Raw genomic sequence first — 14,309 nt, 5'->3', positions numbered from 1 at the left:
ATGTTCGAACGCCTGCGTGAAGATATTCAAAGCGTATTCCACCGTGACCCGGCTGCACGCAACGCCTTCGAGGTGCTGACCTGCTACCCGGGCATGCACGCCATCTGGCTGCACCGCCTGGGCAATGCCCTGTGGAAGCGTGATTTCAAGTGGCTGGCCCGCCTGGTGTCCAACTTCGGTCGCTGGCTGACCGGCATCGAGATCCACCCCGGCGCCACCATCGGCCGGCGCTTCTTCATCGACCACGGCATGGGCATCGTCATCGGCGAAACCGCCGAGATCGGCGACGATGTCACCCTTTACCAGGGCGTGACCCTGGGCGGCACCAGCTGGAACAAAGGCAAGCGCCACCCCACCCTGGAAAACGGCGTGGTGGTAGGGGCGGGGGCCAAGGTGCTGGGCCCGTTCACCGTCGGTGCCGGGGCCAAGATCGGTTCCAATGCGGTGGTGACCAAGGCAGTGCCGCCCGGCGCCACCGCGGTCGGCATCCCTGGGCGCATCATCGTCAAGAGCGAAGACAATGAGGTCGAGGCCAAGCGCAAGGCCATGGCCGAGAAGATCGGCTTCGATGCCTATGGTGTCAGTGGCGACATGCCCGATCCGGTGGCCCGTGCCATCGGCCAGATGCTCGACCACCTGCAGGCAGTCGACGAGCGGCTGGAGGGCATGTGCGGTGCCCTGACCAAGATGGGCAGCGATTACTGCGCCAAGGAACTGCCAGCCCTGCCGGAAGATGACTTCACGGAAGTTGCCCAGGTGGCTCAGCGCGACACTCAGTCGCATTGATTGCGCCGCGCTGAAATCATGGTGACATACGGGGCGTGTGCTCACGCCCCCTGTCTGCTACAATCGCGCCCGCCTCCCCGATGCAAACCCGACTAAAGCACTAGGTCTAATAGTTGACTTAAATGCTCGGGAATCGCATACTCGCTCACATCCTGTAACTCCCGTGGTACCCAATAGCCATGCGACTGACTACCAAAGGCCGATACGCCGTGACCGCCATGCTCGACCTGGCGTTGCACGCGCAGCATGGGCCGGTGTCTTTGGCCGACATTTCCGAGCGCCAGGGCATTTCCCTCTCTTATCTGGAACAGCTGTTCGCCAAGCTGCGCCGCAGCAGCCTGGTCTCCAGCGTGCGTGGTCCAGGCGGTGGCTACCAGCTGTCGCGGGGCATGGAAACCATCCAGGTGGCCCAGGTCATCGATGCGGTCAACGAATCGGTCGATGCCACCCGTTGCCAGGGCCTCGGGGACTGCCATGCCGGTGACACCTGCCTGACCCACCACCTGTGGTGCGACCTCAGCCAGCAGATCCATGAATTCCTCAGCGGTATAAGCCTGGCCGACCTCGTCATGCGCCGTGAGGTGCAGGAAGTCGCCCAGCGTCAGGACCTGCGTCGTGTCGCAGGCCGAACCGCCCAGCTGGACAAGATTGAGACGTCCGCCGTCGATTGATCCCACCGGGACGACGAGCGACGCCACCGCCTGATAGGAGAGACAAATGAAGTTGCCGATCTACCTCGATTACTCCGCGACCACTCCGGTCGACCCACGCGTGGCCCAGAAGATGGCCGACTGCCTGCTGGTCGACGGGAACTTCGGTAACCCGGCTTCGCGCTCCCACGTCTTTGGCTGGAAAGCCGAGGAAGCGGTCGAGAACGGTCGTCGCCAGGTTGCCGAACTGATCAACGCCGATCCGCGCGAAATCGTCTGGACCAGCGGTGCCACCGAGTCCGACAACCTCGCACTCAAGGGCGTCGCGCACTTCTATCAGACCAAGGGCAAGCACATCATCACCTCCAAGATCGAGCACAAGGCGGTCCTGGATACCGCTCGCCAGCTGGAGCGTGAAGGTTTCGAAGTCACTTACCTCGAGCCAGGCGAAGACGGCATCGTCACCCCGGCCATGGTCGAGGCGGCGCTGCGCGACGACACCATCCTGGTTTCGCTGATGCACGTGAACAACGAAGTCGGCTCGATCAACGATATCGCCGCCATCGGTGAACTGACCCGCTCGCGCGGTGTGCTGTTCCACGTTGACGCCGCGCAGTCGGCCGGCAAGGTCGAAATCGACCTGCAAAAGCTGAAGGTCGACCTGATGTCGTTCTCGGCGCACAAGGTCTACGGCCCGAAAGGCATCGGCGCGCTGTACGTCAGCCGCAAGCCGCGTGTACGCCTGGAAGCCATCATTCACGGCGGTGGCCATGAGCGCGGCATGCGTTCGGGCACCCTGCCGACCCACCAGATCGTCGGCATGGGCGAGGCCTTCGCCATCGCCAAGCAGGAAATGGCCGCGGAAAACGTACGCATCAAGGCCCTGAGCGACCGCTTCTTCAAGCAGGTCTCGGACCTCGAAGAGCTGTACGTCAACGGCAGCAAGACTGCCCGCGTACCACACAACCTGAACCTGAGCTTCAACTACGTCGAAGGCGAATCGCTGCTGATGTCGCTGAAGGACATTGCCGTATCGTCCGGTTCGGCCTGCACCTCCGCGTCGCTCGAGCCGTCCTACGTATTGCGCGCCCTGGGCCGCAACGACGAGCTGGCGCACAGCTCGATCCGCTTCTCCTTCGGCCGCTTCACCACCGAAGAAGAAGTCGACTACGCCGCGCAGAAAGTCTGCGAGGCCGTGAACAAACTGCGTGAGCTGTCGCCGCTGTGGGACATGTACAAAGACGGCGTTGACATCTCCAAGATCGAGTGGGCCGCCCACTAAGCAGTCGCCGGCAAGAGCGGCTCCCTGATGAGGAAGGAATTGCACCATGGCATACAGTGAAAAGGTCATCGACCACTACGAAAACCCGCGCAACGTCGGCAAGATGAACGCCGAAGACCCGGACGTCGGTACCGGCATGGTCGGCGCGCCGGCCTGCGGTGACGTGATGCGCCTGCAGATCAAGGTCAACGAGCAGGGCGTGATCGAAGACGCCAAGTTCAAGACCTACGGCTGCGGTTCGGCCATCGCTTCCAGCTCCCTCGCCACCGAGTGGATGAAGGGCAAGACCCTGGACGAAGCCGAAACCATCAAGAACACCCAGCTGGCCGAAGAACTGGCGTTGCCGCCGGTCAAGATCCACTGCTCGGTACTCGCCGAAGATGCCATCAAGGCAGCCGTACGCGATTACAAGCAGAAGAAAGGCTTGATCTAAGTCGCCTGTTGCGAGGTAAGGAGTCCTGATGGCTATCAGCATGACAGAAGCCGCCGCCAACCACGTGCGGCGTTCCCTGGAAGGGCGCGGCAAGGGCGAAGGCATTCGCCTGGGCGTGCGCACCACCGGTTGCTCGGGCCTGGCCTACGTGCTGGAGTTCGTCGACGAGCTGGCGGACGAAGACCAGGTGTTCGAGAACCATGGCGTCAAGGTGATCATCGATCCCAAGAGCCTGGTCTACCTCGATGGCACCGAACTGGACTTCGTCAAGGAAGGGTTGAACGAAGGCTTCAAGTTCAATAACCCCAACGTGCGCGGTGAGTGTGGCTGCGGCGAAAGCTTCAACGTTTGAGGCTGGCTGTGGGTACTCCTTGTCATTTCGCATTGTTTGACCTCCAGCCAAGCTTCCGCCTGGATCTCGACAAGCTGGCCACTCGCTATCGCGAGCTGGCCCGCGAAGTCCATCCCGACCGCTTTGCCGACGCCTCCGAGCGCGAGCAGCGCGTGGCGCTGGAAAAGTCCGCGGCCCTCAACGACGCCTACCAGACACTGCGCAGTGCGCCGCGTCGCGCCCGCTACCTGCTGGCCATCGGCGGCCACGAAGTGCCTCAGGAAGTCACGGTCCACGACCCTGACTTCCTGTTGCAGCAGATGCAGTGGCGTGAAGAGCTCGAAGAACTGCAGGACGAAGCCGACCTCGATGGCGTGGCCGTGTTCAAGAAGCGCCTGAAGGTCGCCCAGGACACGCTGAACGAGGACTTTGCCGCCTGCTGGGACGCCCCAGGCGAGCGCGACAAGGCCGAACGCCTGATGCGCCGCATGCAGTTCCTCGACAAGCTCGCCCAAGAAGTGCGCCAACTGGAAGAGCGCCTCGACGATTAACCCGGTGCTGCCCGTGATGGCACCTAAGGTATTCAGATAAGCATGGCCCTACTGCAGATTGCCGAACCCGGTCAAAGCCCTCAGCCGCATCAGCGCCGCCTGGCGGTGGGGATCGACCTGGGTACCACCAACTCCCTGGTCGCCGCACTGCGCAGCGGCCGTAGCGAGCCCCTGCCCGACGCGCAGGGCAATGTCATTCTGCCGTCCGCGGTGCGCTACCTCGAAAGGCGCAACGAAGTGGGGCAGGCTGCACGCGATGCCGCTTCCAGCGACCCGCTGAACACCGTGCTGTCGGTCAAGCGCCTGATGGGGCGCGGCCTGGCCGACGTCAAGCAACTGGGCGAGCAGCTGCCGTACCGCTTCGTTGGCGGTGAGTCGCACATGCCGTTCATCGACACCGTGCAGGGGCCGAAAAGCCCGGTGGAAGTGTCCGCCGATATCCTCAAGGTGCTGCGCGAGCGTGCCGAAGCCACCCTCGGTGGTGAGCTGGTGGGTGCGGTGATCACCGTGCCGGCCTATTTCGACGATGCCCAGCGCCAGGCCACCAAGGACGCTGCGCGCCTGGCCGGCCTGAACGTGCTGCGTCTGCTCAACGAGCCGACCGCCGCTGCCGTGGCCTATGGCCTCGACCAGAACGCCGAAGGCGTGGTGGCCATCTATGACCTGGGCGGCGGTACCTTCGACATTTCCATCCTGCGCCTGACTGCCGGCGTATTCGAAGTGCTGGCCACCGGTGGCGATACCGCCCTGGGTGGTGACGACTTCGACCACGCCATCGCTGGCTGGATCATCGAGCAGGCCGGGCTGTCGTCCGACCTGGACCCGGCCACCCAGCGCGCGCTGTTGCAGGCCGCCTGCGCCGCCAAGGAAGCCCTGACCGACGCCGACGTGGTCAGCGTCAGCCATGGCACCTGGCAGGGCGAGCTGAGCCGCGCCGGCTTCGAAGCCATGATCGAGCCCATGGTTGCCCGCAGCCTCAAGGCCTGCCGTCGCGCCGTGCGTGACAGCGGTATCGAGCTGGAAGAAGTCAGCGCCGTGGTCATGGTCGGTGGTTCGACCCGCGTACCGCGTGTGCGTGAAGCCGTCGGAGCACTGTTCGGCCGCACCCCGCTGACCTCGATCGACCCTGACCAGGTGGTGGCCATCGGTGCCGCCATCCAGGCCGATACATTGGCCGGCAACCGCCGCGAAGGTGGCGAACTGCTGCTGTTGGATGTCATCCCGCTGTCGCTTGGCCTCGAGACCATGGGCGGGCTGATGGAGAAGGTGATCCCGCGCAACACCACCATCCCGGTGGCGCGTGCCCAGGAATTCACCACCTATAAAGATGGCCAGTCGGCCATGATGATCCATGTGCTGCAGGGCGAGCGCGAGCTGATCAGCGATTGCCGCTCGCTGGCGCGCTTCGAGCTGCGTGGCATCCCGGCCATGGTCGCCGGTGCGGCAAAAATCCGCGTCACCTTCCAGGTCGACGCCGACGGCCTGCTCAGCGTCGCCGCCCGCGAACTGGGCTCGGGCGTGGAAGCCAGCATCCAGGTCAAGCCGTCCTACGGCCTGACCGACGGCGAAATCGCCCGCATGCTCAAGGATTCCTTCGAACACGCAGGTTCCGACAAGCAGGCCCGCCAGCTGCGCGAGCACCAGGTGGACGGCGAGCGCCTGCTCGAAGCGGTACAGGGCGCCCTGGACGCCGACGGCGAGCGCCTGCTCAGCAGTGACGAGCGCGACGCCATCGAATTCCAGATGCAAGAACTACGTGATTTGCTGGCCGGCACCGATGGCGCAGCCATCGAGCAACAGACCAAGCGTCTGTCGCAGGTGACCGACGCATTTGCCGCCCGTCGCCTTGATTCGACGGTCAAAGCCGCACTGGCCGGGCGCAACCTGAATGAGATCGAGGAGTAACCGATGCCGCTGGTGACATTCCTGCCGCACGAGAAGTTCTGCCCCGAGGGGCTGACCGTGGAAGTCGAGCCCGGGACCAACATCCTGGAGCTGGCCCACGACCATCACATCGAGATGGAAAGCGCCTGCGGCGGCGTCAAGGCCTGCACCACTTGCCACTGCATCGTGCGCAAGGGCTTCGACTCGCTCGAAGAAGCCGACGAGCTGGAAGAGGACATGCTGGACAAGGCCTGGGGCCTGGAGGCTCAATCGCGCCTCGGCTGCCAGGTGGTCGTCGCTGACCAGGACCTGGTCATCGAGATCCCCAAGTATTCGCTCAACCACGCCGCCGAAGCGCCGCACTGAGGTTTGCCCCATGAGCCTGAAATGGATTGATGTACTTGAGATCGCCATCCAGCTTGCAGAAAGCAAGCCGGAAGTCGATCCTCGTTATGTGAATTTCGTCGACCTGCACAGCTGGGTGCTGGCATTGCCAGAATTCAGCGACGATCCGTCACGCGGCGGTGAGAAGGTGCTCGAGGCAATCCAGGCCGCCTGGATCGACGAAGCCGACTAAGCGTCATCTGCAGGTTAGGCAATCCCCCGGAACCCGCGTATAATTCGCGGGTTTAATTTTTCGTAACACTCATATTCTGGAGTTTTCCATGGCTGTTCAACGTACTTTCTCGATCATCAAGCCTGACGCCGTTGCCAAAAACGTCATCGGCAAGATCACCACTCGCTTCGAAGAAGCCGGCCTGAAAATCGTTGCCTCGAAAATCAAGCAACTGTCCAAAGCCGAAGCCGAAGGCTTCTACGCCGAGCACAGCGCTCGTGGCTTCTTCGGTGACCTGGTTGCCTTCATGACTTCCGGCCCGGTCGTTGTTCAGGTTCTGGAAGGCGAAAACGCCATCGCTCTGAACCGTGAGCTGATGGGCGCTACCAACCCTAAAGAAGCTGCTCCAGGCACCATCCGTGCTGACTTCGCCGAGTCGATCGACGCCAACGCCGTTCACGGTTCGGACTCCGAAGCTGCTGCTGCTCGCGAAATCGCTTACTTCTTCGCTGCTACCGAGGTAACCACTCGCTAAGCGAAAGCTTACGGGTGAGGGTGAATCCATGACGACATCTACTGGCAAAATCAACCTGCTGGGTCTGACCCTGCCGGAAATGGAACAATTCTTCGACTCTATCGGGGAGAAGCGCTTCCGCGCCGGTCAGGTGATGAAATGGATTCACCATTTTGGCGTCGATGATTTCGCCGCCATGACGAACGTCGGCAAAGTCTTGCGCGAAAAGCTCGAGGCCGTTGCCGAGATTCGGGGCCCGGAAGTGGTCAGTGAAGACATTTCCGCCGACGGTACCCGCAAGTGGGTGGTCCGCGTTGCCTCCGGCAGCTGCGTCGAGACCGTCTACATCCCCACCGACGATCGCGGCACCCTGTGCGTGTCGTCGCAAGCCGGCTGTGCCCTGGACTGCAGCTTCTGCTCCACCGGCAAGCAAGGCTTCAACAGCAACCTCACCGCCGCCGAAGTGATCGGCCAGGTGTGGCTTGCCAACAAATCCTTCGGGACCGTTCCGGCCAAGATCGACCGCGCCATTACCAACGTGGTCATGATGGGCATGGGCGAACCCCTGCTGAATTTCGACAATGTCATCGCCGCCATGAAGATCATGATGGAAGATCTGGGCTATGGCATTTCCAAGCGTCGCGTCACCCTGTCCACCTCGGGCGTGGTGCCGATGATCGACGAGCTGGCCAAGCACATCGACGTGTCGCTGGCCCTGTCGCTGCACGCACCGAACGACGAACTGCGCAACAAGCTGGTACCGATCAACAAGAAGTACCCGCTGAAGATGCTGCTGGAATCGTGCATGGGCTACATGTCCACCCTGGGTGGCAAGCGCGTGCTGACCATCGAGTACACCTTGCTCAAGGATGTAAACGACCAGCCGGAGCATGCTGCGCAAATGATCGAGCTGCTGCGCGATGTGCCATGCAAGATCAACCTGATCCCGTTCAACCCGTTCCCGCACTCCGGCTACGAGCGGCCGAGCAACAACGCCATCCGCCGCTTCCAGGACCTGTTGCACCACGGTGGCTTCAACGTCACCACCCGCACCACCCGTGGTGATGACATCGACGCTGCCTGTGGTCAGCTGGTCGGCCAGGTCAACGACCGCACCCGCCGCAGCGAGCGCTACATCGCTGTGCGCCAGCTGTCCGCGGACGCCGAGCTGCAAGACAGCCCCGCCAGCCACTGACCGGGACCTTGCCCATGAGCCTGCGCGCCGCGCTGTCGATCCTTGCGCTTTCGCTGCTGGCCGGCTGCGTGTCGGGCGGCGCGAGCGACCCCCTGGCCAGCCGCCAGGGCAGGGCAGAGGCGGGGCGGGCCTATGTGCAGCTTGGGCTGGGTTATTTGCAACAGGGTTTGACCGAGCAGGCCAAGGCGCCGCTGGGCAAGGCCCTGGCCCTGGATGGCGGTGATGCCGATGCACACGCCGCCCTGGCGCTGGTCTTCCAGGCCGAAGGCGAGCCGGCGCTGGCCGAAGCGCACTTTCGCAAGGCGCTGCAGGCACGCACGGGCGACACGCGAATTCGCAACAATTACGGCAGTTTCCTTTATGCTCAGGGCCGATTTGCCGAGGCCGAGCAGATGTTTCGCCTGGCAAGCGCCGATACCCTGTATCCTGAGCGCTCACGCGTGTACGAGAACCTGGGCCTGACCGCTCTGAAGCTCGAGCGCCGCGACCAGGCACATGCGTATCTGCTGAAAGCTTTGCAACTCAACCAGCGGCAACCGAAAGCGTTGCTGGAAATGGCTGAGTTGTCCTACGAAAACAGGCATTATGTGCCGGCCCGGGACTACTACGATCGTTTCAGCCAGTTGAGCGACCACGATGCCCGTAGCCTGCTGCTGGGCAGCCGCCTTGCCAGGGTATTCGACGAGCAGGGCACACTGGCCGAGCTGGGCCAGCAATTACAACGACTTTATCCCGGTACGCCGGAATATCAGCAATACCTGTCGGAGCAACGATGAAAGCCGCGCATCCCGAAGTAGCAGTAGCGCCTGGCCAGAACCCCGGTGAGCTTTTGCGTCAGGCCCGTGAGAACCGGGACTGGTCACAAGCCGAGGTGGCCCGCAAGCTCAACCTCACTGTCAGTTCGTTGAACCACGTGGAAACCGGCGCCTTCGACAAGCTGCCGGGGCATACCTTCGCCCGTGGTTATATCCGCGCCTATGCCAAGCTGATGGACCTGGACCAGGCTGCCCTGGTGGAGGCCTTCGACCGTTACACCGGCACCCACGCCAAAGGCAGCGACGTGCACTCGCTGGGCCGTATCGAAGAGCCGGTGCGCCTGTCTCACAATATCCTGCGCGGCGTCAGCCTGCTGCTGCTGGTGGCCGTGGTCGGTGGCGGCTTCGTCTGGTGGCAGGACCAGGGCAGCCTGCGTGGCAAAGACCTGGCCAAGATCGCCCTGGAGCACGTCGAAGTCGAAAGCGCCGACGGTACCACCCAGATTCACCCGCTCGATGAGCCTGAAGACCAGGCTGTTTCCGCTGGGCAGCAGCCCGAGAGCGCGCCGCTGCCGCTGGAGCAGGGCGCTGCCGAGCAGCCTGCCGCCGCCGAACAGGCACCGGCAAGCCCGGCACCTGCTGCTACCGCTGCCGCAGTGCCGGCACCGGCCCAGCAGGCGCCTGTGCCACCGGTCGTCGCCGCCCCTGCTGCCGCGCCTGCGCCGGTAGCACCGGTTGCCCCGGCTCCGGCGGCTGTTGCACCTGCTACGTCGGTAGCAGCCGTGGCCGCTGCCGAGCCTGCCGCCCCCGCCGCAGTGCCGGCTGGCAGCGCCAAGGTCGCCATCCAGTTCGTCGCCGATTGCTGGACCCAGGTCACCGACGGCAACGGCAAGGTGCTGTTCAGCGCCATCAAGCGCAAGGGGGACAACCTCGAGCTGACCGGCAAGCCGCCGTTCTCGGTACGCCTGGGCTTTGCCCGTGGCGCCCAGGTCAGCTACAACGGCCAGGCCGTCGATGTTGCCCCGTTCACCAGTGGCGAGACCGCTCGCCTGAAGTTGGGACAGTAATCATGCACGGCGAATCTCCGATCAAACGTCGCGAATCCCGCAAAATCTGGGTCGGCAATGTGCCGGTGGGTGGTGATGCCCCCATCGCGGTGCAGAGCATGACCAACACCGACACCAACGATGTGGCCGCCACCGTGGCGCAAATCCAGCGCCTGGTCGATGCCGGCGTGGACATCGTGCGCGTCTCGGTGCCGGACATGGACGCCGCCGAGGCGTTCGGCCGCATCAAGCAGCAGGTCAGCGTGCCGCTGGTTGCCGACATCCACTTCGACTACAAGATCGCCCTGCGCGTGGCCGAACTGGGCGTGGACTGCCTGCGTATCAACCCGGGCAACATCGGCCGTGAAGACCGCGTGCGCGCGGTGGTCGATGCCGCCCGCGACCGGGGCATCCCGATCCGTATCGGCGTCAATGCCGGCTCCCTGGAAAAAGACCTGCAGAAGAAGTACGGCGAACCGACCCCGGCGGCGCTGGTCGAGTCGGCCCTGCGCCACGTCGAGCACCTCGACCGCCTGGACTTCCAGGACTTCAAGGTCAGCGTCAAGGCCTCCGATGTGTTCATGGCCGTCGAAGCCTACCGCCTGCTGGCCAAGCAGATCGTGCAGCCGCTGCACCTGGGCATCACCGAAGCCGGTGGCCTGCGTTCGGGGACGGTGAAATCCGCTGTCGGCCTCGGTATGCTGCTGGCCGAAGGCATTGGCGATACCATCCGTATCTCGCTGGCGGCCGACCCGGTCGAAGAAGTGAAAGTCGGCTACGACATCCTCAAGTCGCTGCACCTGCGCTCGCGCGGCATCAACTTCATCGCCTGCCCGAGCTGCTCGCGGCAGAACTTCGATGTGGTCAAGACCATGAACGAGCTGGAAGGGCGCCTGGAAGACCTGCTGGTGCCGCTGGACGTGGCGGTGATCGGTTGCGTGGTCAACGGCCCGGGCGAAGCCAAGGAGGCCCATGTGGGGCTGACCGGCGGCACGCCGAACCTGATCTACATCGACGGCAAGCCGGCGCAGAAGCTGACCAATGACAACCTGGTCGATGAACTGGAAAAGCTCATCCGCCAGAAAGCGGCCGAAAAGGCCGAAGCCGACGCGGCGCTGATCGTCCGTGGCTGATACACAGATTTCGTAAGGACTTTTCGTGAGCAAATCGCTGCAAGCCATCCGTGGCATGAACGACATCCTGCCAGAACAGTCGCCGCTGTGGCGCTACTTCGAAGGCACCGTGGCCGGCCTGCTGGACACCTACGGGTACAGCCAGATCCGCACGCCGATCGTCGAGTTCACCGAGCTGTTCAAGCGCTCCATCGGTGAAGTCACCGACATCGTCGAAAAAGAGATGTACACCTTCGAGGACCGCAACGGCGATTCGCTGACCCTGCGCCCCGAAGGCACCGCCGCCTGCGTGCGTGCCGTGCTCGAACATGGCATCACCGGCAACGGCCAGGTGCAGAAACTGTGGTACATCGGCCAGATGTTCCGCCACGAGCGCCCGCAGAAGGGCCGCTACCGCCAGTTCCACCAGATCGGCGTGGAAGTGTTCAACCTGGACGGCCCGGACATCGACGCCGAGCTGATCATGCTGACCTGGCGCCTGTGGGGCCTGCTGGGCATCCGGGACGCGGTCAAGCTGGAACTCAACAGCCTGGGCACCAGCGAAGCCCGTGCACGCTACCGTGACGCGCTGGTCGAGTTCCTCTCGGCGCGCCTGGAGCAACTGGACGAAGACAGCCAGCGCCGCCTGAAGAGCAACCCGCTGCGCATCCTCGACAGCAAGGACCAGAACACCCAGGCGGTGCTGGTCGGTGCGCCGAAGCTGGAAGACTACCTGGACGAAGAGTCGCGCGTGCACTTCGAGGGCCTCAAGGCCCGCCTGGACGCTGCCGGCATTCCGTTCGTGATCAACACCAAGCTGGTGCGTGGCCTGGACTACTACAGCAAGACCGTGTTCGAGTGGGTAACCGACAAGCTCGGCGCCCAGGGCACCGTCTGCGCCGGCGGCCGTTATGACGGCCTGGTCGAACAGATGGGCGGCAAGCCGACCCCGGGCGTCGGTTTCGCCATGGGCATCGAGCGCCTGATCCTGCTGCTGGAAACCCTGGGCAAGGTGCCCGAGTCCATCAGCCGCCAGATCGACGTCTATCTGTGCGCCTTTGGCGAACAGGCGGAACTGGCCGGCCTGCGCCTGTCCGAAGGCCTGCGCGACCGCCTGCCGGGCCTGCGCCTGGCAGTCAACGCCGGCGGTGGCAGCTTCAAGAGCCAGTTCAAGAAAGCCGACAAGAGCGGCGCGCTGTTCGCCCTGATCCTCGGCGACGACGAACTGGCCAAGCAAGAGATCGGCTTCAAGCCCCTGCGTGGTCAGGGCGAACAACAGAACATTGCCTGGGATGCTCTGGCTGAGCACCTGGAAACCGCGATCGCGCAGGCGTAACGCGGTTCAACAAGCGAATAGGCGAAAAGGAGTATTGGGGTGTCGAGTACCGATGATGAACTGGCAGGGGTCAAGGACTGGTGGAACCGCAACGGCAAGCCGCTGCTGACCGGTGCCCTGTTGGCTGGCGTGGTGGTGTTGGGCTGGAATACCTGGCACAAGTACCAGAACAATCAGTCGCAAGGTGCCTCGCAGCTGTACCAGGCCTTGCTGGAGACCAGCCTGACGCCGACTGGCCAGCCTGACGCGACCAAGGTCGCGGAACTGGCCGGCAAGCTCAAGAGCGAGTTCGGCGGTACCGCCTACGCCCAGTACGGCAGCCTGTTCGTGGCCAAGGTCGCGGTCGAGACCGGCAAGCTCGACGACGCTGCTGCCGAGCTGAAGAGCGTGCTGGACAAGCCGGCCGATGCCACCCTGGGCGAAATTTCGCGTCAGCGCCTGGCTCGTGTGCTGGCCGCCCAGAACAAGGCCGAGGACGCCCTCAAGCTGCTCGACGGCGACGCCGACAAAGCCTTCCTGGCCAGCCGCGAAGAGTTGAAAGGTGACCTGCTGGTGCAACTGGGTCGCGCCGACGACGCGCACAGCGCTTACGAGAAAGCCAAGGCTGCGTTGTCCGATGAGGCGGCGGTCGGTGGCCTGCAATTGAAGCTGGATGACTTGGCCAAAGGGGACGCGTAAGTGATCGGTTGGAAACATGCAGCAGTGCTGACCCTGGCCGTACTGGCCGCAGGTTGCAGCAGCAACAGCAAGAAGGAACTGCCTCCGGCCGAGCTGACCAAGTTCACCGAGGAAGTGGTGCTGAAGAAGCAGTGGAGCCGTTCGATCGGTGACGGCCAGGGCGAGACCTACAACACCCTGGTACCCGCCATCGAGAACGACCGTATCTACGCCTCCGACGTCAACGGCGAAGTCTTCGCCCTCGACCGCATCACCGGCGACGTGGTGTGGAAGAAGGACCTCGAGCTGCCGGTATCCGGCGCTGTAGGCGTGGGCTACGGCCTGGTCATGATCGGTACCCTCAAGGGTGAAGTCATCGCCCTGGACTCCAGCACCGGTGAGGAGCGCTGGCGCTCCCGCGTGACCAGCGAAGTGCTGGCCCCGCCTGCCAACAACGGTGAGGTGGTGGTGGTGCAGACCCAGGACGATCGCCTGATCGGCCTGGATGCCGCCACTGGCGACCGTCGCTGGATCTACGAAAACACCCCGGCCGTGCTGACCCTGCGTGGCACCGGCGCGCCGATCGCCACCAACCGCCTGGCCGTCGCCGGCCTGTCCACCGGCAAGGTGGTGGCGGTAGATATCAACAACGGCGTGCCGGTGTGGGAAAGCCGTGTGGCAATCCCGCAAGGCCGTTCCGAGCTGGACCGCGTGGTCGATATCGACGGCGGCCTGCTGCTGTCGGGTGGTACCCTGTACGTCAGCACCTACCAGGGCCGCGTCGCGGGCCTGGACCTGGAAAGCGGCCGCGTGCTGTGGCAGCGTGATGCCTCCAGCTACGTGGGTGTCGCCCAGGGCTACGGTAACGTCTATGTCAGCGAAGCTTCCGGTACTGTCGAAAGCGTCGACGAGCGCTCGTCCAGCGCCCTGTGGACCAACGACACCATGGCTCGTCGCCAGCTGACCGCGCCTGAAGTGTTCTCCAGCTACGTGGCGGTGGGCGACTTCGAGGGTTACCTGCACCTGCTGAGCCAGGTCGATGGCCGCTTCGTCGGCCGTGAGCGTATCGACAGTGATGGCCTGCGTGCCCGCCCACTTGTGGTCGGCGACACCATCTACGTCTTCGGCAACAGCGGCAAGCTCGAGGCACTGACCATCCGCTGAAGCTATGCTTGAAGCCTTGGCGGGCTTCAAGCCGCGGCGTAGGACACGCCGCCCGAA

17 protein-coding genes are annotated in these 14,309 nt (G+C 63.7%); all 17 read left to right on the top strand.

The window, feature by feature from the left end; translation table 11 throughout:
- A complete protein-coding gene (gene cysE / locus CAG44_RS06360; protein ID WP_025337771.1) occupies positions 1–786 on the top strand; it encodes a serine O-acetyltransferase in 786 nt (261 codons plus the stop codon).
- Between the two features lie 179 nt (positions 787–965).
- The gene (gene iscR, locus CAG44_RS06355) at positions 966–1,457 is read left to right on the top strand and encodes a Fe-S cluster assembly transcriptional regulator IscR (protein ID WP_008092572.1); all 492 of its coding nucleotides are present in this window, start codon (positions 966–968) and stop codon (positions 1,455–1,457) included.
- A gap of 46 nt (positions 1,458–1,503) precedes the next feature.
- Complete coding sequence (locus CAG44_RS06350; protein ID WP_013971017.1) at positions 1,504–2,718, top strand: IscS subfamily cysteine desulfurase; 1,215 nt, start codon at positions 1,504–1,506, stop codon at positions 2,716–2,718.
- A gap of 46 nt (positions 2,719–2,764) precedes the next feature.
- Positions 2,765–3,151, top strand: coding sequence for a Fe-S cluster assembly scaffold IscU (gene iscU, locus CAG44_RS06345; protein WP_003248539.1), 387 nt, complete (start codon positions 2,765–2,767; stop codon positions 3,149–3,151).
- A gap of 28 nt (positions 3,152–3,179) precedes the next feature.
- Complete coding sequence (gene iscA / locus CAG44_RS06340) at positions 3,180–3,503, top strand: iron-sulfur cluster assembly protein IscA (protein ID WP_003257854.1); 324 nt, start codon at positions 3,180–3,182, stop codon at positions 3,501–3,503.
- Between the two features lie 8 nt (positions 3,504–3,511).
- Complete coding sequence (gene hscB / locus CAG44_RS06335) at positions 3,512–4,033, top strand: co-chaperone HscB (protein ID WP_015269012.1); 522 nt, start codon at positions 3,512–3,514, stop codon at positions 4,031–4,033.
- Between the two features lie 42 nt (positions 4,034–4,075).
- Entirely contained in the window at positions 4,076–5,938 is a 1,863-nt protein-coding gene (gene hscA / locus CAG44_RS06330) for a Fe-S protein assembly chaperone HscA (protein ID WP_085587444.1), read from the top strand.
- A gap of 3 nt (positions 5,939–5,941) precedes the next feature.
- Positions 5,942–6,283 (top strand): ISC system 2Fe-2S type ferredoxin, encoded by a 342-nt coding sequence (gene fdx / locus CAG44_RS06325; RefSeq protein WP_025337773.1) that lies wholly within the window; start codon positions 5,942–5,944, stop codon positions 6,281–6,283.
- A 10-nt stretch (positions 6,284–6,293) separates the two neighbouring features.
- Positions 6,294–6,494 carry a Fe-S cluster assembly protein IscX gene (gene iscX / locus CAG44_RS06320; RefSeq protein ID WP_025337774.1) on the top strand — a complete coding sequence of 67 codons (201 nt, stop codon included), beginning with the start codon at positions 6,294–6,296 and terminating at the stop codon, positions 6,492–6,494.
- Between the two features lie 88 nt (positions 6,495–6,582).
- Complete coding sequence (gene ndk, locus CAG44_RS06315) at positions 6,583–7,008, top strand: nucleoside-diphosphate kinase (RefSeq protein ID WP_011532343.1); 426 nt, start codon at positions 6,583–6,585, stop codon at positions 7,006–7,008.
- Positions 7,009–7,036: 28 nt separating this feature from the next.
- Positions 7,037–8,182, top strand: a complete 1,146-nt coding sequence (gene rlmN / locus CAG44_RS06310; protein WP_075043830.1) for a 23S rRNA (adenine(2503)-C(2))-methyltransferase RlmN — start codon at positions 7,037–7,039, stop codon at positions 8,180–8,182.
- A 14-nt stretch (positions 8,183–8,196) separates the two neighbouring features.
- A complete protein-coding gene (gene pilW, locus CAG44_RS06305) occupies positions 8,197–8,958 on the top strand; it encodes a type IV pilus biogenesis/stability protein PilW (protein ID WP_085691774.1) in 762 nt (253 codons plus the stop codon).
- Positions 8,955–10,004, top strand: a complete 1,050-nt coding sequence (locus CAG44_RS06300; protein WP_085587446.1) for a RodZ domain-containing protein — start codon at positions 8,955–8,957, stop codon at positions 10,002–10,004. The genes pilW and CAG44_RS06300 overlap by 4 nt, the downstream gene beginning before the upstream one ends.
- Positions 10,005–10,006: 2 nt before the next feature.
- Positions 10,007–11,116 (top strand): flavodoxin-dependent (E)-4-hydroxy-3-methylbut-2-enyl-diphosphate synthase, encoded by a 1,110-nt coding sequence (gene ispG / locus CAG44_RS06295; protein WP_003257869.1) that lies wholly within the window; start codon positions 10,007–10,009, stop codon positions 11,114–11,116.
- 25 nt (positions 11,117–11,141) lie between these two features.
- Positions 11,142–12,431 carry a histidine--tRNA ligase gene (gene hisS / locus CAG44_RS06290; RefSeq protein WP_085691773.1) on the top strand — a complete coding sequence of 430 codons (1,290 nt, stop codon included), beginning with the start codon at positions 11,142–11,144 and terminating at the stop codon, positions 12,429–12,431.
- 39 nt (positions 12,432–12,470) lie between these two features.
- Positions 12,471–13,109 (top strand): tetratricopeptide repeat protein, encoded by a 639-nt coding sequence (locus tag CAG44_RS06285; protein WP_015269019.1) that lies wholly within the window; start codon positions 12,471–12,473, stop codon positions 13,107–13,109.
- Positions 13,110–14,252, top strand: coding sequence for an outer membrane protein assembly factor BamB (gene bamB / locus CAG44_RS06280; RefSeq protein ID WP_025337779.1), 1,143 nt, complete (start codon positions 13,110–13,112; stop codon positions 14,250–14,252).
- Positions 14,253–14,309 lie beyond the last annotated feature (57 nt).

The organism is Pseudomonas sp. B13(2017) (assembly GCF_002113245.1).
Lineage (GTDB): Bacteria > Pseudomonadota > Gammaproteobacteria > Pseudomonadales > Pseudomonadaceae > Aquipseudomonas > Aquipseudomonas putida_Z.
The sequence above is the reverse complement of the archived record's forward strand: the minus strand, read 5'-3'. Positions and strand labels throughout refer to the sequence as shown.